At 60.6% G+C, this 21,681-nt stretch carries 21 protein-coding genes; 9 read left to right on the forward strand and 12 right to left on the reverse strand.

The features are described from left to right. Positions 1–37 precede the first annotated feature (37 nt). The 3 genes from PY793_RS07475 to PY793_RS07485 all read left to right on the forward strand — a co-directional run bounded on the left by PY793_RS07475 (position 38) and on the right by PY793_RS07485 (position 4,617). Positions 38–2,113: a hypothetical protein gene (locus tag PY793_RS07475; protein WP_275177466.1), complete on the forward strand. Its 2,076-nt coding sequence runs from the start codon at positions 38–40 to the stop codon at positions 2,111–2,113. 39 nt (positions 2,114–2,152) lie between these two features. Beyond that, positions 2,153–2,929, forward strand: coding sequence for a flagellar hook assembly protein FlgD (locus PY793_RS07480; RefSeq protein ID WP_275177467.1), 777 nt, complete (start codon positions 2,153–2,155; stop codon positions 2,927–2,929). A gap of 233 nt (positions 2,930–3,162) precedes the next feature. Beyond that, the gene (locus PY793_RS07485; RefSeq protein ID WP_275177468.1) at positions 3,163–4,617 is read left to right on the forward strand and encodes a methyl-accepting chemotaxis protein; all 1,455 of its coding nucleotides are present in this window, start codon (positions 3,163–3,165) and stop codon (positions 4,615–4,617) included. Here the strand turns inward: PY793_RS07485 and PY793_RS07490 are convergent. Then, on the reverse strand, positions 4,614–4,925 hold the full coding sequence (locus PY793_RS07490) for a hypothetical protein (protein ID WP_275177469.1): 312 nt from the start codon (positions 4,923–4,925) through the stop codon (positions 4,614–4,616). The genes PY793_RS07485 and PY793_RS07490 overlap by 4 nt on opposite strands. On the opposite strand from PY793_RS07490, the gene PY793_RS07495 reads away from it, so the two are divergent. Both PY793_RS07495 and PY793_RS07500 read left to right on the forward strand, forming a co-directional pair. Then, complete coding sequence (locus PY793_RS07495; RefSeq protein WP_275177470.1) at positions 4,924–5,319, forward strand: flagellar biosynthesis regulator FlaF; 396 nt, start codon at positions 4,924–4,926, stop codon at positions 5,317–5,319. The genes PY793_RS07490 and PY793_RS07495 overlap by 2 nt on opposite strands. 32 nt (positions 5,320–5,351) lie before the next feature. Continuing rightward, positions 5,352–6,875, forward strand: coding sequence for a protoglobin domain-containing protein (locus PY793_RS07500; protein ID WP_275177471.1), 1,524 nt, complete (start codon positions 5,352–5,354; stop codon positions 6,873–6,875). Positions 6,876–6,942: 67 nt separating this feature from the next. Here the strand turns inward: PY793_RS07500 and PY793_RS07505 are convergent, their stop codons facing one another. The 6 genes from PY793_RS07505 to PY793_RS07530 form a co-directional block, all read right to left on the reverse strand. Next, positions 6,943–8,262: a flagellar hook protein FlgE gene (locus PY793_RS07505; RefSeq protein WP_275177472.1), complete on the reverse strand. Its 1,320-nt coding sequence runs from the start codon at positions 8,260–8,262 to the stop codon at positions 6,943–6,945. 221 nt (positions 8,263–8,483) lie between these two features. Continuing rightward, positions 8,484–9,593, reverse strand: a complete 1,110-nt coding sequence (locus tag PY793_RS07510; protein ID WP_275177473.1) for an EscU/YscU/HrcU family type III secretion system export apparatus switch protein — start codon at positions 9,591–9,593, stop codon at positions 8,484–8,486. Positions 9,594–9,605: 12 nt separating this feature from the next. Further along, on the reverse strand, positions 9,606–10,457 hold the full coding sequence (locus PY793_RS07515; protein ID WP_275177474.1) for a flagellar biosynthetic protein FliR: 852 nt from the start codon (positions 10,455–10,457) through the stop codon (positions 9,606–9,608). Next, positions 10,444–10,719: a flagellar biosynthetic protein FliQ gene (locus tag PY793_RS07520; protein ID WP_275177475.1), complete on the reverse strand. Its 276-nt coding sequence runs from the start codon at positions 10,717–10,719 to the stop codon at positions 10,444–10,446. The genes PY793_RS07515 and PY793_RS07520 overlap by 14 nt, the downstream gene beginning before the upstream one ends. Positions 10,720–10,729: 10 nt before the next feature. Then, positions 10,730–11,068 carry a flagellar hook-basal body complex protein FliE gene (gene fliE, locus PY793_RS07525; RefSeq protein WP_275177476.1) on the reverse strand — a complete coding sequence of 113 codons (339 nt, stop codon included), beginning with the start codon at positions 11,066–11,068 and terminating at the stop codon, positions 10,730–10,732. 133 nt (positions 11,069–11,201) lie between these two features. Beyond that, positions 11,202–11,999, reverse strand: coding sequence for a response regulator transcription factor (locus PY793_RS07530; RefSeq protein WP_275177477.1), 798 nt, complete (start codon positions 11,997–11,999; stop codon positions 11,202–11,204). Between the two features lie 274 nt (positions 12,000–12,273). Here PY793_RS07530 and PY793_RS07535 point away from each other — a divergent pair, with 274 nt between their 5' ends. Continuing rightward, positions 12,274–12,522, forward strand: a complete 249-nt coding sequence (locus PY793_RS07535) for a hypothetical protein (RefSeq protein WP_275177479.1) — start codon at positions 12,274–12,276, stop codon at positions 12,520–12,522. Between the two features lie 287 nt (positions 12,523–12,809). Continuing rightward, positions 12,810–15,431 (forward strand): tetratricopeptide repeat protein, encoded by a 2,622-nt coding sequence (locus PY793_RS07540; RefSeq protein WP_275177480.1) that lies wholly within the window; start codon positions 12,810–12,812, stop codon positions 15,429–15,431. An 89-nt stretch (positions 15,432–15,520) separates the two neighbouring features. Here the strand turns inward: PY793_RS07540 and PY793_RS07545 are convergent, their stop codons facing one another. Then, positions 15,521–16,324 carry an A24 family peptidase gene (locus PY793_RS07545; protein ID WP_275177482.1) on the reverse strand — a complete coding sequence of 268 codons (804 nt, stop codon included), beginning with the start codon at positions 16,322–16,324 and terminating at the stop codon, positions 15,521–15,523. A 220-nt stretch (positions 16,325–16,544) separates the two neighbouring features. On the opposite strand from PY793_RS07545, the gene PY793_RS07550 reads away from it, so the two are divergent. Both PY793_RS07550 and flgC read left to right on the forward strand, forming a co-directional pair. Then, positions 16,545–16,961 (forward strand): flagellar basal body rod protein FlgB, encoded by a 417-nt coding sequence (locus PY793_RS07550; protein ID WP_275177483.1) that lies wholly within the window; start codon positions 16,545–16,547, stop codon positions 16,959–16,961. A 15-nt stretch (positions 16,962–16,976) separates the two neighbouring features. Beyond that, positions 16,977–17,384: a flagellar basal body rod protein FlgC gene (gene flgC / locus PY793_RS07555; RefSeq protein WP_275177484.1), complete on the forward strand. Its 408-nt coding sequence runs from the start codon at positions 16,977–16,979 to the stop codon at positions 17,382–17,384. A 456-nt stretch (positions 17,385–17,840) separates the two neighbouring features. On the opposite strand, the gene PY793_RS07560 is transcribed toward flgC, so the two are convergent. The 4 genes from PY793_RS07560 to PY793_RS07575 form a co-directional block, all read right to left on the reverse strand. Further along, positions 17,841–18,791, reverse strand: coding sequence for a flagellin (locus PY793_RS07560; protein WP_275177485.1), 951 nt, complete (start codon positions 18,789–18,791; stop codon positions 17,841–17,843). A gap of 293 nt (positions 18,792–19,084) precedes the next feature. Beyond that, positions 19,085–19,747, reverse strand: a complete 663-nt coding sequence (locus PY793_RS07565; protein ID WP_275177486.1) for a DUF6468 domain-containing protein — start codon at positions 19,745–19,747, stop codon at positions 19,085–19,087. Next, positions 19,747–21,084 carry a flagellar motor switch protein FliM gene (gene fliM, locus PY793_RS07570; RefSeq protein ID WP_275177487.1) on the reverse strand — a complete coding sequence of 446 codons (1,338 nt, stop codon included), beginning with the start codon at positions 21,082–21,084 and terminating at the stop codon, positions 19,747–19,749. Before fliM ends, PY793_RS07565 begins: the two co-directional genes overlap by 1 nt. A 63-nt stretch (positions 21,085–21,147) precedes the next feature. Beyond that, positions 21,148–21,660, reverse strand: a complete 513-nt coding sequence (locus PY793_RS07575; protein WP_166113444.1) for a flagellar basal body-associated FliL family protein — start codon at positions 21,658–21,660, stop codon at positions 21,148–21,150. Between the last annotated feature and the right edge of the window lie 21 nt (positions 21,661–21,681).

Raw genomic sequence — 21,681 nt, forward strand, 5'->3', positions numbered from 1 at the left:
TGTTGGCGGTGCGTCCGCTGGCGGGAGGGAGCAAATAATGGGTATCAAATCTACAAGCGGGTCCAACCTGAGCGAAAACGCGCAGGAAGCCCCCCTCTCCTCCCTGCTGGCCGCCATTACGTCGCGTAGCACCACATCTGCTGGTCCCGGTGCGTCCGGGCAGGGCAGCGGTTTTGCGGCAGTGCTCAAAAGCATGTCCGCCCCTGCCACCACCACGCAGGCGACCACGACCCAGCCCGGCAACACCAGTGCGGCCAGCAGCATACAGCAGGCGGATACGGACCAGACCGACACCACCGCGGACGATACCTCCAGCCAGAGCAGCGCCACCCCTGCCCAACCCGGTACGCATACGGTGGCGGGTGCAAAACATACCCGTGTAACAGCCAGCGCACAGGCAGGTAAGGCCAGTGCCAGCAACGCCGCGACAACCGCCCAGACCCAGCCCGCCAGAGGCCAGAAAAGCCAGCCCGACAGCCGTCGTGATCATGACGCAACGGTTGCGGCAGACAGTGCAGACAGTGCAGCGGCTACCACCAGTGCCGCTACAGCGGATGCCGGGCAGGGTACAACGGTCTGGAGCACGGCGGAAATGCTGCTGCAGATGGCCATGCAGGGTGCTGCCACGGCGCAGGGCGCTGCCCCGAGCGTGGCCGGAGCGCAGGCCGGGACCGATGCCACAACAACAGGGGCAGACAGCACGCAGGGTGGAGCCGCACAGGCAGCCTCCCCCCTGTTGGCGTCCGTACAGGGCGGCACAGGGCAGGGTGCGGGGGCGCTGGCTCCGTCCGGTGTGTTGCAAGGCGCTGTTCAGGCTGCGGCAGATGCGTCTGGGGCACAGAGCCTGCCCTCCGCTGCCGGGCAGAGCGGCTCTGTCTCGTTGATTGCGGGTCTGGGGGTTCAGCCTCTGAGTGCTCTGCCCGTGGGGCTTGCCTCTGCCGTGGCGCAGCCTGCTACACGGGCTGCAGGGGCTGGCTCTGCCAGCCTGTCGGCTTTGGGCAGCACGCAGGCTACACCGGTGGCACAGGCCACAGTAGTCCAGAACGTTACTGCCAGTGCGGCTTCGGGCGCGGTTATGGGCACAGACAGTACTGGTGAGCATGCTACTGCTCATGCCATTTCCCTTGCTGCTGCCAGTGCTGCCAGTCAGGCTGCCAGCGCACAGGCCACAGCCACAGCCACGGGTACGGTCACAGATGCGGCCCGGCAGGTGGCGTTTACGCTCCAGCAGGTTGCCGCGGCGGTGAGCAATGTAAGCGTCACCCGCACTGCCGGGTCTGGCGCACAGGCGCAGGACGGGGTTGCCGGGCTTTCCCTGACGCCAGATGCCACCAGTGGTCTGGCATCTGGCGCTACAACAGCCATGGTCGCGCTGGGCGGCGCTGTGCAGGAGGCCACGAGGCAGAACCCGTCCGGTTTTTCCGACCAGTCGGGTAACGGGGCGGAGGCGGAAGGGCAGGCAGTGCTGGCTGATGGTGCGGCCTCGACCAGCACACTGGCGCAGGAGGCCGCGCAGGGGGGTTCCAGCTTTGCTTCCACGCTGGGTTCGGCGCTGCTGGATGGCGGGCGTTCCCCGCAGGCCGCTCCTGCGCAGGTTGCGGCCTTCTCCGCCTCCACAACGGAAGATGGGGCGACTACGGGCCTGTTCTCCCTCGCCAGTGCGGATACGGGGATGTCCATGACCGTCATGACCGCCGATTCCACCCCTGTCCATGTGCGCGTACAGGGGAGTGATGGCGTGACCACTGGCGTTGTGCTGCAAAGCGAGGACGCCGCAACCGCGCACCATCTGGCCAACACACGGCACGAGCTTGTTGCAGCATTGGATGCGGCGGGTGTAAACGTAGGGCAGATCAAGATTGATGTTGTGAGTGCGAGCGATGCCAGCAACACCGCCAGTCAGCAGGATAATGGCAGCACGGCAGGCGGAGCCTTTGGCGGAGCGGGCACCAGTGCCGGGCAGGGCGGTAACCAGCCCTCGGGCGGGAACGTCTGGGCCAGCAGGTCCCAGCCAGCCATACAGGGTCTGGCAACGGATCAGGCGCAGGTGGATGGGGCGGTTGCCCCTACTACGCGCTCGTATGATGGACGTGGGGTTAATATTACAGCCTGACCCGGGCGCGTTACAGGCAGACAGGAAGGAAGCGGGCACATGTCCTCGACATCACTGACAACCAACGAGTACTCCCTGCTCTCGGCAGCGGAAGCAACGGCCAAGAGTTCTGCGGCTACGTCCGGACTGTCGACCTCGGCCTCGTCTTCCACGTCAGGTACGGCTGCGCTGTCTTCCCTTGCCAATAACTACACCACCTTCCTGACCCTGCTGACCACGCAGCTCCAGCACCAGGACCCCAGCAGCCCCATGAGCTCGGACTCATTTACCAGCGAACTGGTGCAGTTTGCCGGGGTTGAACAGCAGGTGCAGACCAACGCCAAGCTTTCCTCGCTCATCTCGTTGAACGAGAGCGGGCAGCTGAGTGCGGATAGCGCACTGGTTGGTTCGCAGGCTACGGCAAGCAGCACTACCCTGCCGCTGCAGAACAGCTCGGCGACCCTCAACTACAAGGGAAGTTCGGGGCAGACCGTGGCTATCGCCGTGTCCAATGCAAGTGGCACCATTGTCAAGGACGCTCTGGTTAGCGCCAGCAGCGGCACCAATACCTGGACATGGGATGGCACGGACAACAAAGGCAACAAGCTGTCCGACGGTGCTTACAGCGTTGCAGTCAAAACCATGGATTCAGCGGGCAATACGTCCGATGTTCCCTTTACCGTTACGGGTACCATTACCGGTATCCAGACCGGTGCCAACGACATGCAGGTGCAGATGGGTGGGGCCACAATCCCCATGAGCCAGTTGCTCAACGTGTCCAACGCGTCCAAGTCTTCGTCCAGCAAGAATGCGGATACGCCCTCAACCGGGTCATAGGGCGTGGTGGGGCGTGGCGCTGCCATGCCCCTTTTTTTTGTCTCCGGCCAAGCGGTATGGTGGTGGGGTGCGGGAGTTATGGTTAGATTAAATTTAACATATTTCTTAACGTTAAATTGACGAACCGGGGGTAAAATCGGTTATGCCTTATGCAATAACTGGCATTGAGGTGGAAAAGTATGTTGGCCTGGTTTACCGAGAGAGCGCCCCTGAGACGGAAAATTTCCATCGTCATGGCCTTTTTGCAAGCCTACATGATTTTACAGATACTGATGCAGCTTGTCAGCTCCGAACTGGACCTGCCGCTGACTGTGCAGCGTTATCTGGGTCTGGGCGGTTTTGTGGTCAGTTCTCTCATGGTATTTCTGGCCCGCTGGGTGCTCACCAACCTTGCTGCCGCACCGTTTGAGACCATTACAGCCCTGACCGAGCGCATTGCAGCAGGCAAGCTGGATGAGAAAATTCCGTATGTTGACTGGTCGGATTGCGCCGGGCGGCTTGCCAGAGCGCTGACCACCTTCCGCGCTGCGCTGGTCAAGCAGCTTGATCTGCAAAAAATTGCGCAGGACAGCGCCGACGAACAGCAGCGCCTGAGTGAGCTGACACAGCAGCGGGCCGTAGAGCAGAACGGCATGATTGTGGAACTGGGTAAAGGGCTGCGCACACTGGCGGATCGTAATCTGGCCTTCCAGTTTACATCTCCCTTTGCGCCAGAGTTTGATGCCCTGCGCCGTGATTTTAACGAGGCCGTGGTCTCCCTGTCCGAAGCTATGGCCGATGTGGCGGCAGCTTCGGCCCTCATTCAGGGCGGGTCGCTGGAAATTGCCGAAGCTTCGCAGGATTTTGCCCAGAGAACCGAGCGGCAGGCTGCGGCCATGGGCCAGATGACGGCTTCCATAACCAGTGTTAAAAACGGTGTGGATAATCAGGCCGAAGCTGCGCAGGAAGCGCGTGATGCAGCACAGAGCGCCCATGCCGCCGTGCAGCGTTCTACCAAGGTCATGCTGTCGGCCATGTCCGCGATTCAGGAAATTGCAACTTCGTCGGCCAAAATGTCCGCCATTATTGGCATTATTGATGACATTGCCTTCCAGACCAACCTGCTGGCCCTGAATGCCGGGGTGGAAGCCGCTCGCGCGGGTGATGCAGGGCGCGGGTTTGCCGTGGTCGCAACCGAAATCCGCGCACTGGCGCAGCGTTCCTCCACCTCCTCGCGCGATATCCGGAGCCTGATTGAGATTTCCACCCGGCAGGTGACCGAGGGCGTGCGCCTTGTGGAACAGACGGACAAGGAACTCAGGCTGGTGGCCGGGCAGGTGGAAGCCATTACCACCCATGCGGGCAACATCGCCAATGTGGCCCGCGAGCAGGTGGGGAGTCTGGGCGAGGTCAATGCCGCCGCTACCCATATTGACGCCACAACCCAGCAGAATGCCGCCATGGTGGAACAAACTGCGGCTGCGGCCCATAACCTCAAGACCGAGGCAGCTAATCTGGTGAGTGTGGTGGGCCACTTTACCCTGCCCGGTGCTGGCCCTGCACTGGCCAGACCTCATGGTGGTTCGGCCCGTCCGGCATTGGCCAACCCGGCCCGCACGCCCCGCCGGCCTGCGGCCCTTGGGGCAGGCAAACCCACCCCCTCGCGCCAGCTGGAAAGCAGCTCGGCTGGCGACTGGACGGACTTCTAGGATATGTGTTCCACCTCGAAGGAGGTGCTTGTGCGTAGCAGAAAGGCCGGGTGCATGTGTGCCCGGCCTTTTTGCTGCGCGCCGTATAACGCGCTCACGCGAGCGTGTTGCAGATTGATGCCCGGTATGGCGAAGAATCGGCAAAAGTATAGAAAATTTTTATAAATTCCTGCCACCACTTGGCGTGCGGGTTCCGTTAGGTAGCACTGGTCACGCTCTAACGCCGGGTGTAGAATGAATGGCATACACACATTGCTGATTTTTGCCCTTGCTGGCGGGAACAGCCAATAAAAATATGGTGCAATCATGATCCATCCTGCAATGCGTGCCTATCAGAATGTGGCAGGGTATTCCCTGACGGACCGACAGGCCGATGCAACCTGCTTCAGACTGCTGATCGAAGAGCTGGAAACGGCATCCGCCAGTTCCGACCCCTCCGTTCGGTTGAAGGCCCTGACCAAGAACCAGCGTTTGTGGTCCATGATCATGAAGGCGAATTCGCTGGATGCGGGGGCTACCAATTATGAAGACAGGGAGTTGTTTGTAAGGCTTGCCGCTCAGGCACAGCGTTATGGCATCCGCGCTATTCTTGATACCAATCTGTCCCTTGCACCCTTGGTCGGGATTGCAGAAACCGTTCTGGAAGGCTTGGAAACATCCGCAGGTTCCGGACAGGAGTTTGATACCAACGCCATGCTCTGAACGGTCGAGGGGCCAAAAAAGGTGGCTCGACTATGGAAAATTCGGACGCGCGGGCTGGCCATTGGCAGCCTGCCTCAATAGCTGACAGACTGTCTTTTATGGGCATAGAGCGGCATGAGCGTGAAACGCTGGCCGGTATGCGCCCTGATATGGCCGAGATTCTGGACGAGAGTCTGTCCGAATTTTATCAACGTGTGCAGGATGTGCCGGAACTGGCGCGGTTTTTCCCGACCGAAGCCATTACCGTCAAGGCCCGCTCCTTGCAGCAGATGCACTGGGAGACCATTCTATCGGGCAAGTTCGGGCCGGATTACGTCAGTGATGTTACCCGGATTGGCCATGCCCATGCCCGCATAGGGCTGGAGCCACGGTGGTATATAGACGGCTACGCCGTGCTGCTGGATGCCATATGCCGCCGCCTGATCAGGCGGGGGGTGCGGGGTGGGCGGCGCTTCGCTTTTGGCCGTGCGGAGGCCGAGGCCGAACTGGGCGAAAAGCTGGGCCACCAGATCGGGGCGATTCTCAAGGCCGCGTTTCTGGATATGGATCTGGTCATTTCCACCTATCTTGCACGGCTGGAGGAGGAGCGGCAGAAAGCCGCATCCGAGCGCTCGGCGCTGGAACAGATTGCCCAGGCCCTTGAGCGCGTGGCCGAAGGGGATCTGAGTGCGACACTGGCGCGGGATGTGGCCGAACGCTCCCCCGTGCTGGCTGCCGCCTTTGCCAAGCTCAAAACCGGACTGAACGACGTGGTCTCCGACATTCGCGAGGTTTCCACACAGGTGGAGGATGCCGCCGCCTCCATCAGCAAGAGTAATGCCCGTATTCTCAGCCAGAACGAGGCGCAGGTCGGCTCCATTCATCGCCTGACCAATGCTACGGCCACGTTGGAGACTTCGCTGGACGATGTTTCGGGGCAGACGGTGGCTGCCGAGCATGCCGCGCGCAAATGTGTGGAAGCCGCAGCGCGCGGCAATACCAACATGAACGATGTGCGCGCCACCATGGCGGATATTCAAATCGCATGGAAAACCATAGCCGATCTGGTTGGCGCCATTCAGAGCATTGCGGCCCAGACCAACTTTCTGGCTCTTAACGCCAATGTGGAGGCTACGCGGGCCGGGGCCATGGGCCGCGGGTTTTCGGTTGTGGCCATGGCCATTCGGGACCTGTCGGTTAAAACATCCCAAGCCGCCCGCCAGATTGCAGCCAGTGCGCAAAAAAACGAAGCGGTTATCCGCAGCGGGGCAGATGCCGTGAACCAGATGGTGGAGGACCTCTCCGATATCGGGGCAGGCATTGCGGTGGTGAACAACGCCATCTGCAAGATCAACAAGGAAATGGGTGGTCAGCAGCAGAGCGTTAAAGGGACACACCGCGAGGCCGCCGCCCTGCGTGACCTGACAGAAAAAACATCGGCCATGAGCCAGCTTGCCTCTGCCGACTGCGCGGATCTGAGCCAGCGTTCAGCCAGAATGGTGGAACTGGTGAGCAATTTTGTGCTCTCTGATTACGGGCTGGATGATGTGGATGATTACCCGATAGCCGCAGAATAGGCAGGCACAAAAAACCGGCCTGTTTTGCGGCAGGCCGGTGCAGAAGCACTTTGGGTTAAAAAGTGGCTTACTGCTTCATGGCAATGGTGGCCTGGAGCAGCTGGTCTGCCGTGGTTACGATCTTGGTATTGGCGGTGTAAGCTTCCTGCGCCACGATCAGGGCGGACAGGTCGCTGGTCAGATCGGTGGTGGAGGATTCCACATAGCCAACCGTCAGGGAGCCTGTTGCGTTCTGCCCTACCAGCCCGGTCCTGGCACTGCCCGAGGCGGCGGTGGCCGTGTATGCCTGACCATCCTGCGCCAGCAGACCGTTGACATTGGCAAAGTTGCTGAGTGCCACCTTACCGATCAACTGTGTGTCCCCGTTGTCGAACGTGGCCATGACAGAGCCATCGCTTTCAATGCTTGCACTCTGGTACGTGCCGGAGGTCACACTGTCACTGACAGTTTTTGGCGTTGTGGAGGAGACACTGAGGGACATGCCGCTTGTGCCGCCAATGGTGCCAATGTTGACGTTTACGTTCTGCGTATTGCCATTGGGGTAGGTAATGGAGATCGGCAGGTTGGCGGTGGCCCCGCTCAGGGTAGAGGTCACGTTATTGCCGGAGCTGTCTGTCACCGATTTCAGCGAACCATCGGTGTTGAAATCCACCGTATAGGCCGTTGTGGGTGTGACGGACATGCCCGAGGTGGGGGAAGTGGCTGCTACAGTCCATTCTGTGGCGGAGGACTGCGTCCACGTCAGGGTGACATCCCCGGTATTGGCTGTGGGGTTGGCCTGATTGTAGGTGCCATCGTAAACAGTGGTGTTTGTTGTCACCGGGGTTGCCCCGGTAACGGAAGACAGGGTGCCTGTTGCTGTGAGCGTTGTGGTCTGCGTGGGCCGGAAAGTCACATTGGCGACATTGATCTGGGTAACGCCCGATGTGTTCAGCGCGCCGGTTGTGGGGTCCACCATGTAACCATCAAGGTAATAGCCGCTGGTGTTCTGCAGGTAGCCGTCCTTGTCTTCATAGAACTCACCGTTACGGGTGTAGTACTGTTCGGGAGCAAAGTCGGCGCCAGCCGAAGTCACTGCCCCGGTTTTTTTGGAAACGTTGAACAGCCCGTTGCCGGAAATGGACATGGCCAGCTTGTCCGTGCTGGAGGCGGCGGTCCCCTGGGAGTTGACGTGCTGCACGGTAACGGCGGCTACGGAGTTGGCCACACCCTGTGCGAACGACCCCGAAGTGGACCCTGCACCGGCCACAAAGTCCTGGAACGCGGTGGTGTCGGCCTTGTAGCCAACCGTCTGGCTGTTGGCGATGTTGTTGCTGAGGTTGGTAAACGCGGTGGACTGAGCGTTAATCCCGCTGACAGCCGTGGTAAGGGAGTTAAAAATAGACATGTGTCGTCCCTGCCTTGTGGATGCGCAGTTATCTTACGCTGGGCTGTCTGTGCCCGCTGGGGCACACGCATCAGCCACGGGTTGATGGCGAGCAGGTTCGGGGGGCAGCAACACGCCTGACCACACGACCTGCGCCTGAGTTACCCGACTGAGTAGCATGTAGGGTATGAAACGCAAGTTTTTCCTGTGTGAAAGAACTGTAAACCGCCGTTTTCCGGCCGTTAGCGGCGGGGAGGGGGCGGTTGCTGCGGGAGTGGAGTCACAGCCCGTGCGCCGGGGGTTTTGAGCTTCATGACATAAGCAATAATGGTGGCGACGGGCTGGAAGTATTCGGCCGGAATTTCCGAATCCAGTGGCAGGGTGTACAGCGCGCGCGCCAGAGGCGGGTTGGGCACAATGGGGATGCGCGCCTCCTCCGCAGCTTCTCGCATACGCGCGGCCAGTTCATCCGTGCCTTTGGCAACAATTCTAGGCGCGGCATGGACCCCGTTTTCGTATTGCAGGGCCACGGCGTAGTGGGTCGGGTTGGTAATGACCACGGTGGCTTCGTCCCTGACCGCCTGCACCATGCGGCGGCGGCGGCGCATGCGCATCTGCCGCTGGCGGGCCTTTACCTTGGGGTCCCCGTCCATTTCCTTGGTTTCGTCCTTGATTTCCTGAAAGCTCATGCGCAGTTTCTGCAGCCGGTTCCAGCGTGTCCACACATCATCAAGCACGGCTATAACGGCCTGCACCACCAGCAGCACCAGAGTTGCGTACACAAACCACGAGACAAGCTCATGCGTCAGGTGCAGCACACTCCACCGTTCGGAAACGGGGGCCACACGCAGGGTCTCCTTGGCGACCCCGAACAGGACGCAGCCAAACACCACGAGCTTGATAAGGCTTTTGGCGGTTTCCACCAGATTGTTCTTGCTGAACAGCCGCGAGAGTCCCTTGGCGGGAGACAGGCGCGTCATGTCGGGCAGAATGGCCTGGGGGCGGAACAGAAAGCCGCTCTGGATCACGCCAAAGGCCAGCGTGATCAGCACCCCCGTGCCCACCAGAGGTGCCGCCAGCCAGACCCCCTCCAGCGACGCCTGTACGGATGCGCGGTAGAGGGAGGCACGGTCGAAGGGAATACTGTCAAAATGGGCCATGAGCCCATACATGTGTTTGGTAAACCTGTAGGCGGACAGGCCGGTGCTGGTGGTGAAAACGATCAGGAAGCCGCTCAGCACAACCAGAAGCTGCACCTCGCGCGATTGGGCAATATTGCCTTCCTCACGCGCGTTTTCCAGCCGTTTTCCGGTTGGGGCCTGACTCTTTTCGCCTGAACTGTCGTCGGCCATGCGCGCGTGCTCCTAGTGGTGCGCGGGGGTGGCGCCAATTCCGGGCAGGCCAAGCAGCATGTCGCCCGCCCGCTCCTGCCAGACACCACTCATGACCTGAATAAGAATGGCCAGCAGCAGAACGCCCCCCAGCAACTGTGCGGGCATGGCCATGGAATAGACCTGAATGGACGGCATAAGCCGGTTGAGCACCCCCAGCATGGCAGGCCACAAGGTGCCGATCAGCACAAACGGGGCCGAAAGCTGAAAGGCCAGCATAAAGGTCTGGGACGTAACCTGCGTTACGCTGTGCGCCATATCTCCCACCATGGGAACATGGCCGGGGGGGAATACGCTGTAGGAGCCGGTAATGGCGGTCAGTGGCAGCGCGTACAGCCCTGTGGACAGAAAAATAACCGGCACCATAAAAGAGGCCATATGGCTGATGGCGGTGCTGCCCGCCCCCAGGTCCGGGTCGGGCTGGAGCACACTGGAAAGGCCGGTAAAAATGGCCACGAACTGCATGGAAATGCCCAGTGCGAGCGAGACGAGCCGGGCCAGCCAGCCAATAAAAATACCGTACAGCAGTTCGCCCGCAATAATGGCAATGGCGCGGGCGGGCATGTGCAGCGCCTGCCCCGATACGTCCTTGAGGGCATTCTGCTCAAGGGGCAGGATGGCAATGCTGATGCACAGTGCAATGCCTGCGCGGACGATCATGGGGGATGTACTCTCCCCCAGTCCGGGGGAGGCCATGACCAGCGCGCTGACCCTGCACAGCACCAGCAGGAACATGGCGGCCAGTACCTGTATGGACCCGCCGGGGAACAGCAGGTAGTCGGTCATGCCCACGGGGTGGTGTGGGGGCCGGTCATGACCCGCCAACCATAATGACCTGGTCAAAAATGGTGCGGGCGTAGGTATTCAGGGTAGAGGCCATGTAGGAGCCGGTCAGCAGCAGGGCGGCCATGGCGGCTACAAACTTGGGCACGAAGGAGAGTGTTGCTTCGCTCACCTGCGTCATGGCCTGAAAGAGCGATACCAGAACACCCGCCACCAGCGAGGCCAGCAGGGAGGGAGCCCCCAGCTTGACCGCCACAAACAGTGTCTGGCGCAGAATGTCGTGGATATCGACCGTGTTGTGCATGGGCTAGGTCTTAGATCGACATTTTCATGACTTCCTGATAGGCTTGCACCATACGGTCGCGCACGGTGGTTACGGTTTGCAGGGTCAGCTTGGCTTCCTCGACCGAGGTGGCGATATCGCTCATGTTGCCCTTGCCGGACAGGCCATCTGCCGTCTGGGTTTCTGCTGTTTTACCGGTCTGGATGGCGCCCTTGAGCGCGTTATCCAGTGCGGACGTAAAGCCCGAAACAATATCGGCTCCGCCTGTGGAACCCGTGTCCTGCCCGTCTGTTGTGGACTGCATGCTCTTCTGGGTCTGCCCGTAGGCGTTGAGCGCATCGAGGCTGCGTGTGGTAAGATCGCTGGTCATAGTGGCCCTGTCTGGCGCGGAGGGGACATGCCACCTGCCGCCATGAGAGTGGTCTGGAACGTGGGGATACCCTAATCCATTTGGTCCCTGCAAGGCCAGTGGCTTTTATGCCTGCCCGGCCAGTCTTTGCAGATTAGAGCACGTCCATTTTGGTGGCGGGGGAAATAACGTTAATGCCCCGTGTAACCGGCAGACTTGTCTCGCGCGAGGCGGGGGTGGCGCTGTGCGCGTTCATGCGTGCACCAAGGGGTATGAACGCCTGCTCGTTCAGCCTGTAGCCAATGCCCCATTGGGTTATAAACGGGTCGGTAATGCCAAAATCGCGCAGTTTTTTGCGGATCTTGCAGATCATCACATCAATGATCTTGGCGTGTGGTTCTTCCTGCCCGGCATACAGGTTGTCCAGCAGGGCTTCCTTGCTCAGCACCTGTGTCTTGCGCAGGGTCAGTAGTTCCATCACGTCATATTCACGCGGGGTCAGGGGGAGGGGGCGGTCATCTATAAGAACCTGTCTGCGGTCGACGGTGACAACCATGCGGCCGACATGCAGGCTCAGGCTGTCATGCCCGCCGGTGCGGCGCACAATGGCGCGCAGGCGGGCGAGCAGTTCCACCGGCTCTATGGTGGCGCTTACGCAGTCATCCGCGCCAATGGACAGGGTTTCCGCCACTTCCTGCGGGGTGGATGTGCGCACGATCATGATGATCGGGGTGGGAATGCGGGAGTTGCGGATGTGGCGCAGCAGGCGCGTATCGGGCCGGGCCTGCTGGATGACCGCAATATCGTACTGCGAGCGGCGCAGGGTTTCCACAACTCCTTCCGGGCCGGACATGGTCAGGGACAACGCCCCCTCAACCGCCGCTTCCGCCAGACCACGGTATGGGCGGATATCCCCCTGGGTTGAGGTGTCTCCGATACACAACAGGCGCATGTTTTTTTCCGTCTATTGGTTCTGTCGAATGTGTGCGCTCGATGCCGCAGGGAACCGCGGTGGACCAACTCCGTCCGACAGGCCGGGGCACGGTTCTGGTCGGGTATTTGGGGTGCATTGGGGGCTGTGCAAGGGCAGACTCCAAAAAACACCTTGGCTAAGGCATGACCATCCCATAATCTGGGGGTAAGATTTTTTGCCGGTTTGCATGCGGCGCTACGGTGCGGCATACCGGTTCTGTGTTTCCTGTAAGTCCTGAAGAGGTTCCATACACATGGCAGATACCACGGTTGCCGCCCAGCTTGCCTCCAGCATGCGCACGGCTACGGCCCACATGGCTCATGCGGCCCACCGCTCGGTCCAGCCCGAGCATGTTGCCTCCAGCGCGCTCAGGGTTGCGTCCACCAGTCAGGACGGCTCCTCCTCCTCCATGCAGTTTGATGCCACGGGGCAGGTTGTGCCTTCGGGCAATACGCATAACAAACATTCCGGTTCGGCCAGCTTTATCAACCTTCTGGCCTGATCGTGCGTTGGGTCGGGTCTGCCCCGGCCCCATCGGGCAACCGGCCGGGACTGGGTTGTTATACTTAACGCATGATGCTTCAGGGTATTGATGAGTGCGCAGCAGCGGCAGCGTCCGTTCTGGTCCTGCATGACTGACAGGTTCGTGTTGACTGCTCTGGCGGCAGGCGGACCGGTCACCACAGTTCTCCTGCACCCGCTATCATATGTGCAGAAGAGTCCCGCCGTATGGCGGGGCCATTGTTCGTTCAGGATTAACCAGACGTGTATTTCAGCAGATCCGTTTGCATGAGACGCTGCCTTCTTCCCCTTGCCCTGCTTCTGTCCTGCTCCGCCATGACAACCGTGGCCGATGCGGCGCGGCGCACCCATGCGCCCCGCACCCCTCAGGCCGTGCCCCCCAAGGGCAGGGGGCTTAACGCGGCAACTGCCGCTGCCGCCGCAGCCGGTGTGGCCGCTACGGCAGGTGCTGCCGCAGCCACGCCCGCCCCCGGTGCCGCAGCGGATGCCGATCTGCTCAAGGGGCTGCCCGCACCGTGGAAAGCCACAGTGCTGGACGTGCCGCTCCCCCCGCCTGACTCTTCCCCACAAGCCGGGGGCAATAGGCGTAAACCGGGGCAAAAGGCAGGGCAGCCCGGTGGTTCAGGTTCCAGTGTTGCTGGCGGGGGAGCAGGCCCCATTCATGTGCCCGCCACATCAACCAGCCGTGTTCTCATTCCACTATCCCCCCGTATGGGGCTGGCTGCCTTCCGCAGTGGCGACAGCTTTGTGATCGTGGTGGACAATGCCGAACCCATGGATACCAGCGCCCTGCACGGGGATGGTGTTTTTTCCACCCTGACCGTTACCACCTTGCCGGGTGCTACCCTGTTGCAGGTCAAACTGCCCGACACGCGCGAGTTCTTTTTGTCCCAGCAGGCAGAAGGCTGGGTGCTGGGGGACAAGCCCCCGCCGGGTAACGTTTATGGCGACCGGCGCGTGATCAACCCGGTTGTGGCGGATGGGGGAATTCTCTACCCCATGCGCAAGCCCGGCCGGGTGCTCAGCATTACGGACCCTGCATCCGGGCAGAAGCTGTTTGTGGGCACCTCCACCACGGATGACGGGGGTATTCTCTCCTTCCGTCATGGGGCTGGGTATGACGTCTGGCCTACGACCGAAGGCGTGGTTGTGGCCGCGAATTCGCCCGATGTGGGGCTGCGCGCAACCCCCGATGGCGCGTTGCTGACATCGGGTGAAAACCAGCTCCCCGACAGCAAGGTGGCCGTGTACGCCAACACGGTCGATCTGGACTGGCTGGGCCTGCAAAAACTGCCCGATGAGCAACTGGAAGCCCGTCTGCACAAAGCCCTGCTGGCTGCGGCCGATTCCGACCCTGCCCAGCGCTTTGCCGCCCGGCTGGAGGAAGCCCGTGCGGCCTTTGGCGTTGGCGCTTTTCTGGAAGCCCGCGGAATCCTGACCGTCGCTTTAGAAGATGACCCCGAGGAGGCCGTGCGCCCGGAGGTCAGCTTTCTGCTTGCCGCATCCGAACTGCTGAGCGGCAATATGGATGGCGCCTTCCTGCTTGAAGGCCCATGGCCCGATAACGAGCAGCGTGCAACACAGGTCTGGCGTGGCCTCTACCTTGCCTTCAAGGGCGGGCATGAGGCCGAGGCCGCCCATCTGCTGGCGCGGGACTTTACCCGGCTGGATAATTACCCGACCAGTGTGCGCAGCGTGCTGCTGCCCTTTGCAGCCGAGCAGATTGGCCGTTACGGCACGGCGGAGGACCTGAGCGCGCTGGACAAGCTGCCAGCAGGCTCTGCTTACAAGCTGGCGACAGCCTTCCGCGACCTGCGCACGGGCAGGCGTGCCCAGGCGTATGATGCGTTCAGTGCGCTCTCGGTCGATCGGGATGCCGTGGTGGCGGAAAAGGCGCTGGAGCAGAAAATTTCGCTCGATATGTCCGACGGCAAGCTGACCCCGGTTGCCGCAGCGGAAATGTTTAACGGCCTTATGCCCGATGCCCGTCTTGCCGGGCGCGAAGCCACGGTGCGGCTATTGCAGGCCGATGCCTATATGCGTGCGCGCAAATGGCCCGAGGCTCTGGCAACGCTGGATATGGTCAAGGACACGCCCGAGCAGGTGTCTGAACCTGTCCTGTCACCCATGCTGTTCCAGACCCTTGCCGCAGTAGCCTCCGAAGTTGTCAAGGATACGGACCGGGATTCCATCCTGCATGGTGCGGCCATGTTGCGTGCCCATCTGTCCGCCCTGCAACCGGGCACCAAAAAGGGCGAAATCCTGATGGCCTACGGCAAGATGCTGCTGGGTCTTGGGCTGGCGGATGAGGCGCAGGAAGCGTTTTCCGATGCCGTGCCCATGCTGGATTCGCCCGAACTCAAGGCTCTGGCGGGGCAGGGACTGGCTGAATCCTATATTGCGCTCAAAGACCTCGCAAGCGCGACCGATGTGCTCCAGCGCACGGACAGCCCCGACCTGCCTGATGACATGAAGGCCTCGCGCCGCCGCCTGCAGGCCCGGATTACACTGGCCAAAGGTGACCAGACCGCAGCTCTGGGCCTGCTGAACGGGGACAGTTTTTCCGACTCGCTGGATATGGCCGCCCGTATTCATGAAAGCCGGGGCGAATGGCCCGCCGCCGTGGCCAGTGTGCGCAAAATGGCCGAGGAGGAGATTCCACCTCAAGGCCCGCTGAGTGCTGCCCAGCAGACACTTGCCCTGCGTCTGGCCTCCGATGCCTCTCAGGCGTCGGACGCGCAGACGCTGGCATGGCTGGCCCATCTGGTGGGGGACCGGAGCATGGATGGTGAGAGCGGGCGTGTGTTCCGCCTGCTTACACAGGTCGGTGGGCCAAAACCCGGTAAGGCCCCAGCATCCAAGCCTGCTGCGGCTGCTACCAAACCCTGACCCGCCGGAATGGATTCGGCCAGAGCAGGTCCGGCCCGACCCGTATGATGCGGGTCGGAGCCATATAAGCATGGTCTGCTCCTCGTGTGCTAACCGCCCAGCATGAACTGCGCCCAGTAGGGCAGGGCGGGGATGTTGCGCAGCAAAAATACCATCAGCAGCCCAACGGCGCAGGGCAGGGCGCTGGGGTAGCGCCATACAGGGCGCGTGGCGGAGCAGACTGCCGCCTGCACCATAGGAGTGCGCGTGGTGCGCCGCAGCCCGCGCACCACCCAGAACCCACACCCTGCAAGCAGCAGAAAAGCCCAGAACCCGCCCAGCCCCACCCATGCCCCGCATGCGCTCAGTAACAGCACATCGGCTGCGGACATAAAATTACCTCGCCGCGTAATGGACAGGCCGAACAGGCCCGCGCCCCCCAGTATCCAGCCAGCGCAGGCCCCTCCAATGGCGCTGCCCGCATGACCAAGTGCCACCCCCGCCAGCAGCCCGCATAACAGCATGGGCATGAGGATGGCGTTGGGGAGCCAGCCTTCGCGCCGGTCAAACTGGACCAGCAGGTTGGCAAGATGGAGGGCTGCCCCCTCAGCCAGAACAACGGAGGGGGGGGTATAAATCAGCAGGGTGAGCGAGCAGGCAGCCGCCAGCAGGCAGCCTGCTACCAGTTCATGCTGCTGTTGCGGGGGTGGGGCTTCCATAGGGGGGCGCACACCTGCCGCCACAGGCAGCCAGCGTAGCAGAAGTGCACAAACCCGCACGCAAAGGGGGAACAGCAGGGCAATGCACAGACCGGCAAGAGCGGCAGGCACGGTACGGGCCAGCAGGCTCCAGACCAGCATGGCCAGTGTTGCCCCGGCCTGAATGGTTGCATCGGTCATTCTGGGTGTGCGCATGCTCTGCTCGCTCTGGCAAAGGCGTGGTGTGCCGTCTGGACCATGCCATAACGCTGTGCCGGGCGTCTGTCATGGGGCATTGGGCGATGCTGGAGGAGGAGAGCAATAAATCTGTGGTAATCGGGGGGAATGAGCGCTACTGATGGCTCAAATGCCGTGAGCAGCGGAGGTCCAACCTACCCCTATGGCACCGCACAAACACAAGGGAGCTGGCATTTTCATGCTGGAGGCACTGTCATCCCAGACCGCGCTGACCCATAGCGGGACTGACCTGTTTTCACTGGCTGAACGGCGCCTGCAATGGCTGGAGTCGCGCCAGTCCGTTCTGGCGGGTAATGTGGCCAACGCCAATACGCCGGGTTACGTATCCAAGGATGTGACGCCCTTTGCAGGCGTATTGCAGAGCCAGATGACCATGGCCATGGTGCAGACCGAGCCGGGGCATATGGCCGGGCCGGGTAATAGCGCCCTTGCGCGCAAAACCACGGGTGGCACCGCATCCATTGATGGCAATGAGGTCCGGCTGGAAGATGAGCTGGGCAAAATAGCCGATACCAACGACCAGCAGCGCTTTGCCACAACGGTTTACACCCGTTACATGGGCATGTTCTCCACCGCGCTGGGCACCAGTTCGTAAGGACGGAAGCAGCAGATGGATTTTACCAACACGATCGGCATTTCCGCCGCTGGCATGCGCTCACAGGCAGAACGCCTGCGCGTATCGGCCGAAAACCTTGCCAACAAGGATACAACCGGCTCTACCCCCGGTGCGGACCCTTACCGTCGCAAGACCATTACCTTCCAGACCACGCTGGATCAGGCTACGGGCGCATCCAGCGTTAAGGTCAGGTCCATCGGGCAGGACCATACGCCGTTTGAAACACGCTACGAGCCCTCCCACCCTGCGGCAGACGCCAAGGGTTATGTGAAGGTGCCGAACGTGAACACCATGGTCGAGATTATGGATACGCATGATGCCCAGCATTCGTATGAAGCGAATCTGAACACCATGCAGATCACCCGCTCCATGCTGACGCGCACCATCAATCTGATGAAATAAAGCCGGTCCGTAGACTCTCCCCGGATGCACAAAATCTTCTCGGAATTTTAGGTCTTGTGCATCACAGGGTGACTGCGCAAACGGCTTCGGGCTGCTCTGGCCGGGGTATTGTGGCTTATTACCGGGTCTGCCGTCTGGCCCATTTTGCTGCCTTGGGCAGTTAATCCAGAAAACAGTCTTTGCACACGTGGTGACGCACCTTCTGCTCTGGCAGAGGGGTGGTATTGCACGTTTTTGTGGGAGAATGGTGTCTGTGCAGTCTGTGCAGTCTGTGCAGTCTGTGCCGAGGGAGGGTAGATGTCTGTTGGTCAGACAGGCCTGCGTGCCCTGCGGCTCTGGCTAAAGGCCGGAGTACTGCAATTTGGGCAAAAAAATACCCCCGGCTTTCGCTGAGGGCATTTTTTGTCGACTGTTTTAGTAAGATGGGCTGAACCGGATAGATGTTCAGCCTGTGTCTTACGACTGGAACAGGGACAGGATGTTCTGGGACTGGCCGTTGGCGATCGAGAGGGACTTGATTGCCAGGGACTGCTTGGTCTGCAGGGAGGTCAGCTTTGCGCTTTCTGCGGACATGTCAGCATCGGTCAGGGCGCCAACACCAGCCGTCAGGTTGTCGGAAACCGTCTGACCGAACGTGGTCATGTTGGCGATGTTCTTGGTGTTCTGACCCAGTTCAGAGGTCACGTTCGTCATAGCCGTGATGGCTTTCTGAACAGCGGCAATGGCCGAAGTCAGGGTGACGCCGCTAGCAAAGCTGCCAGTGGAGGTGAGGAAGTTGTTGTTGCTTGCCAGGCTGGCACCGTCAAGCGAGCTGGACAGACCCAGAGCTTCGGTCAGGGAGCCGGAGCTTGTGGAAGTGATGCTGCTGTTGCTGATGACGTTGAACAGGTTGCTGATGGTTGCCGTGCTGCCCTGCAGACCGGTCACATACACAACGCTGGCAGCGGTGATGCCGTTGAAGGAACCCGAGGTGGATGCGCTAGCGGAGCTGACCAGCAGGTTCACGCCGTTGGTGGTGGCGTTGGTTGCAATGGTGTCGATCTGCTTCAGGTAACCCGTGATTTCGGTGTTGATCTGAGCGAGGGACGTGGTGCTGCCCTGGTTGTTGCCCATGGTGGTCACAGCAGCCTGAACTTCTGCCAGAACGGAAAGGATCTGGTTGGCGGCGCTGTTGGTGGAGCTGACAACGGTGGAAGCGAAGGACAGGCCATCGTTCACTGCGCCCTGACCGGCAATGTTGCCGTTCATCTGCGAAGCAATACCGAAAGCAGCCGGGCTGTCAGAAGCATTTGCAACTTTCTTGCCGGTGGAAACTGCGTTTTCAGTGGCGCTCAGCTGGGTCTGGGTCGCGTTCAGCGTTTCCAGAGCAACCATGGCAGAGGTGTTGGTGTTAATAGAAAGGCTCACGGTGTGATCTCCATTTCGAGTGGGCTTTATGCCCGTCTTCAAGGTTGAATAAACCCTCGAACGGCTAAGAGAAGGTTAACGCGATCAATTTTTTTGAGAGGTGGGTAAAAAAAATCCATCGCCGGGCCGGAACATGGTCGGAAAAAGGAGGGGAAGGCAAAAAAATGGCAGTTACCCAACGGTTTCTGTCAGTCGCCCACGCGGTATAAAAAAGCCTCCTCCCACGATGGGAAGAGGCTCTGGCAGGAAACGGGCGGAATTTCTGGCTGATGCGTTAAGAGATGGCTTAACGGTCAGGCACTTTCGCGCTCGGGTGGGGTGGTCGGATTTTTGCCAAGGGCGCGCAGGTAAGGCCGTTCTTTGGTCAGGGTTGCGGGCATTGGCATGTCCAGCGTGTCGGCAAACTGGGTGGGGGCTGGCTGGTCCTGCGGGGCGGATGACTGCTGTTCCACCGCCTTGGCTATGGCGGTTTGCGCAGCGGTTGCACTTTCCAGCGCGGACTGCACAAGTTCCTGCGCGGTCCGTTGTGCGGTCTGGCTGGCCTGTTGCAGTTTTTCCAGTGTTTCTTCTATGCCCAGACGTGCGGTTTCGGCCTGTTCGATCAGGCTTTCCATCCGACGCTCCTGCGAGGGCACCTGTGTGAGAACCGAGTCCAGCCGGTCAGCGACCGAATCGGCCTTGGTGGCCATGTCGTCCAGTTCGGTGCCGGTAATCTTGGCCTGTTCGATCATGCGGCTCAGGGGGCGACCACTGACTTCTCCCGCCACGCGCAGCTTGTCCACGCCTTCTTCGGCCTGGTTCACGCTGTTTTCGAGCTTGTCCACCAGTTCCAGCAGGCTGGTCCGGTCGCGCTTGAGGTTGCCCAGAACCCGACCGAGGTAAAAACTGTAGATAATACCAAGGAACAGAAAGACAGAGAGCGTGATCTCAATGATCATCTGAATCTGTGTGAACATTATTCAGGAGATCCTTCGGTCTGAACTGGCGCTGGGTGTGCTGCAGGTGGGTGGGGTGGCTGAGGAGGGACGCCAAGGGGTGGTGGCAGGTGGTGTTCTTGCGGCGGCACCAGCCTGCGTTCGATTTTGACCGCGTTCTTGTTGCCCAGCTTGCCCAGACGGCCCGTAAACAGCGGGGTCTGCCCGCATTGCAGGCGAATGGGGAAGGGCGCGCCGCTTTTGTGCGGGAAGGTCATGAGGGAGCCGATCTTGAGGTTGAGCACCTCGGAGAGTGGTACGATCTTTTCATCAAATACGGCGGAAACCTGTGCATCGGTTTCCAGAATTTCAGAAAACAGATGGTCTTCCCAGATGGAGTCGCGGCCAAATTTTTCGCCCATGAACTGCTGGGAGAGCTGGTCGCGTACCGGTTCCAGCGTTGCGTAGGGAATGATCAGGTCCATGTTGCCGGTGCGGTCCTCCATATCAATATGGAGTTTGGCCAGCACCACGGCGTTGGAGGCGCGGGCAATGGCGGCAAAGCGGGAACTGACTTCCAGCCGTTCAAACGTAAGCTCCACATCGCAGACCGGGTTGAACGCAATGGACAGGTCGTTGAGCGTGAGGGTGATCAGCTTTTCAATCAGTGCGCGTTCAATGGCGGTGTGGGGGCGTGTTTCCACTCCTGCATGCCCAACCCCGCGCGGCCCCCCCATGAGAATGTCGATAATGGAGTAGGACATGGCTGAGTCCACAACGACCAGACCGTAATTGTCCCATTGCACCGCCTTGAACACGGCGAACATGGAGGAGGAGGGAACCGCCCCCATGTAGTCTCCAAAGCGCAGGGAGCGAATACCTTCGATGGTGATTTCGACGTTATCATTGGTGAAGTTGCGCAACGTGGCGGAGAGGATACGCACAAGCCGGTCAAAAACGATTTCCAGCATGGGCAGGCGTTCATAGGCCACAAACCCGGCCTTGATCACGCGCTCCATGCCGGTTTCTTCCGGCTCTTCAAACCCGCCAAAGGTGTGGCCTAGCAGGTTGTCGATTTCCGACTGGTCCAGCAGGTGGCTGCCAAACGGGTCTTCCTCGGGGGTGGCTTCGTGCCCGCCCTGTTCACCCTGTGCCGTGTGGGCGTCCTGTGCATCATGGGCGGAGGCATCACCCTGCGGAGCGGCGGTGTCTGCCGGGCCCTGTTCCTGCGCGGGATCCGCGTGCCCGGTGTCGGCCGTGGCATCAGGGGCGTGTTCCTGTGCGTCGTCGCGCGCCTCCTCCATATGCGGGGCGTCCGGTGCGGCGTCTGCTTCGGGTTGGTTCCCGGGCCCTGATGTTGTGTCGTCTACATCCTGCATGTGGTTTGTCGCTACGGTTCCTGAGGGGTGTCGGTTTGAGCGGGTGTCAGAAGCCGGAGAGCTTTACTGGACAAGGAATTCAACAAGATACAGGTTTGTCACCTGCACGGGGGCAAGTTGCGCGCGCAGGCGGCGCAGAATGGCTTCGCGCAGCCTGTAAATGCCATTCCCCCGAATATCCTGCGGACGTGTTTCATGCAGGTAGGTCTGGAACACATCCTGAATTTCCGCAATCCGGTCCTGTAGTGCGGCCTCGTTGGGCACACCGCTGACTTCCACCTTGGCGGTCAGTTTGACGTAAACAGGGTGACCACCGGATGTGTCGAGGTTGGAGACCATGGGTGGAATACCCACCAGAACCGGCGGGTGCATGGCGGCCTCGGCCTTGCTGCCCACGTTCTGCTTGAGCTTGGATGTAAAGATTTTGTCCTTTTCCCAGTACACTCCACCGCCAATAAGAAGAACAAGACCGGCAGCGCCCGCCATCATCAGTTTCCGCTTGGACTTGGGGGCGTCTGCTCTGGGAACTGCTGCGGCAGCATCTGCTTCTCTTGCGCCGGTTACAGTCTCGCTCATGTCGGGTGGGCTCCGGAATGG

Origin of the sequence: Acetobacter fabarum (assembly GCF_029069195.1) — a bacterium.
In the GTDB taxonomy this organism is placed as follows: domain Bacteria; phylum Pseudomonadota; class Alphaproteobacteria; order Acetobacterales; family Acetobacteraceae; genus Acetobacter; species Acetobacter fabarum_A.